Origin of the sequence: Streptomyces barringtoniae (genome assembly GCF_020819595.1) — a bacterium.
GTDB classification, from domain to species: Bacteria; Actinomycetota; Actinomycetes; order Streptomycetales; family Streptomycetaceae; genus Streptomyces; species Streptomyces barringtoniae.
In genome coordinates this window covers 1-550 of the sequence record NZ_JAJHNP010000100.1, presented here as the reverse complement: position 1 = coordinate 550, position 550 = coordinate 1, and the positions used below count along the sequence as shown (strand labels likewise).

Genomic DNA, 550 nt, shown 5'->3' with positions numbered 1-550 from the left:
CGACGAGCCGACGCCGCACGTGGACTGGGCGGCGGGCGCGGTGGAGTTGCTGACCGAGGCGCGGGACTGGCCGGAGACCGGCCGTCCCCGCAGGGCGGGCGTGTCCTCCTTCGGCGTGAGCGGCACCAACGCCCACACGGTGCTCGAGCAGCCACCGGCTGAAGACGTGGACCGGACGGAGACCCTTCCGTACCAGGCCGAACCGTTGAGCACCATGTGGGTTCTCTCCGCCAAGTCCGACGGCGCACTGCGGGCTCAGGCCGAGCGCCTGTGGACGCGGATCGCCTCGGACGGCGACGCGAGGCCGGCAGATGTCGCCTACTCGCTCGCCACCTCGCGGGCCGCGCTGGAGCGACGGGCGGCGGTGGTCGGGCGTGACCGCGACGTCCTGCTGGCCGGGCTCGCCGCACTGGCGGCGGGGGAGCCGGGGGCACAGGTGGTCCGGGGAACGGTCGGTGAGGGCCGCACGGCGTTCCTGTTCACCGGGCAGGGCAGCCAGCGGCTCGGCATGGGCCGGGAGCTGTACGACGCCTGTCCCGTGTTCGCCCGA

At 74.5% G+C, this 550-nt stretch carries 1 protein-coding gene; it reads left to right on the top strand.

The genetic code is table 11. From position 1 onward, the window contains the following. Positions 1–550: ketoacyl-synthetase C-terminal extension domain-containing protein (locus LMU33_RS40890; protein ID WP_283844345.1), on the top strand; the 550-nt coding region annotated here is incomplete at both ends.